The organism is Lacinutrix cladophorae (assembly GCF_053604645.1).
The window spans coordinates 1-333 of record NZ_JBSHNR010000013.1 but is presented as its reverse complement, the minus strand read 5'-3'; the positions used below and the strand labels follow the sequence as shown (position 1 = coordinate 333).

General features: G+C 39.9%; 1 protein-coding gene. It reads right to left on the bottom strand.

Annotation, left to right across the window (positions count from 1 at the left end):
* On the bottom strand, positions 1-333 hold a 333-nt coding region (locus tag ACVC3Y_RS00055), incomplete at both ends, for a hypothetical protein (protein ID WP_452225706.1).

Genomic DNA, 333 nt, shown 5'->3' with positions numbered 1-333 from the left:
TACATCAAATACAGCATCTACATCACAGCTATCTGTACCACAAGATTGAAGCGCTAATATATTAGCAGCATTCCAATCATTAGCAATAGTTTCATTATCTGTACCGTTACATTCTATAGTTTCATCTACAACCGTACAAGCAGTAAGGTCTGGACCGATAGAATCTTCAAGAGTAAGTGTCGCAGTAAGCGTTGTTTCGTTATCACAATCATCCGATACCGTATAGATTACAGTAATAGTACCACCAGCACCACAAGTGGAAGCAAGGTTCGTGAAAGCATAATCCGAAGTTACATCAAAGACCGCATCTGCATCACAGCTATCTGTACCACA